Origin of the sequence: Bacillus sp. HY001, from assembly GCF_007558965.1 — a bacterium.
In the GTDB taxonomy this organism is placed as follows: domain Bacteria; phylum Bacillota; class Bacilli; order Bacillales; family Bacillaceae_G; genus Bacillus_A; species Bacillus_A mobilis.
Genome location: NZ_VLTE01000267.1, coordinates 1 through 719 on the forward strand (window position 1 = coordinate 1; position 719 = coordinate 719).

The following is a 719-nucleotide window of genomic DNA, read 5'->3' on the forward strand; positions in this document are numbered from 1 at the left end:
ATCCCAATCACATCGTGGTTTTTGATGATCCTTGTAGAGAGTTTTTGCAAGTAATCCGTTCTTGCATTTTTGATTCGTTCATGAATACGAGCGACTTTAATTCGCTGTTTATGCCAGTTCGCTCCGCCTTTTGTACGTCTAGATAGAATACGCTGGGCATGAGCGAGGTTCTTTTCTAATACCCGAGACCATTTTGGATTATCGAATACCTCACCTGTTGAAAGAATAGCAAAGTTTTTCACACCAACATCTATACCAACAGCAGAATCGGTCTTCGGCAATTCTTGTACTTCTGCTTCAGCAAGAATCGAGACAAAATATTTCCCACTTGGATTCCTTCTGACAGTAGCACTCAAAATTCGTCCTTCTACCTCACGACTTTTGACAAATTTGACAAGACCAAGTTTCGGTAACTTCAATTTATTATCTATAATCGCAATGTTTCCATTTGTATGTTTCGTTGTATAGGATTGGACTTTATTGTTTTTCGATTTAAACCGAGGTGCTTTGTTTTGTTTTTTGAAGGACCTTGCATACGAGTCAGCGAGGTTGTGAAGAGAAGATTGAAGAGCGATACTGTCCACTTCTTTTAGCCATATAAATTCTTTTTTGAGAGTAGGCAATTGCGAAGAACAAGTGCCATAGGATAACCCTTTTCCTGTTTCTTTATATCTATCATTCCACTTTTCCAAAAAGTAGTTAAATACAAATCGTGAACA

At 38.0% G+C, this 719-nt stretch carries 1 protein-coding gene; it reads right to left on the reverse strand.

Going from position 1 to position 719, the window contains the following annotated elements:
- A partial coding sequence (locus FOT98_RS31215; protein WP_186292155.1) for an RNA-guided endonuclease TnpB family protein occupies positions 1 to 719 on the reverse strand: 719 nt, incomplete at both ends.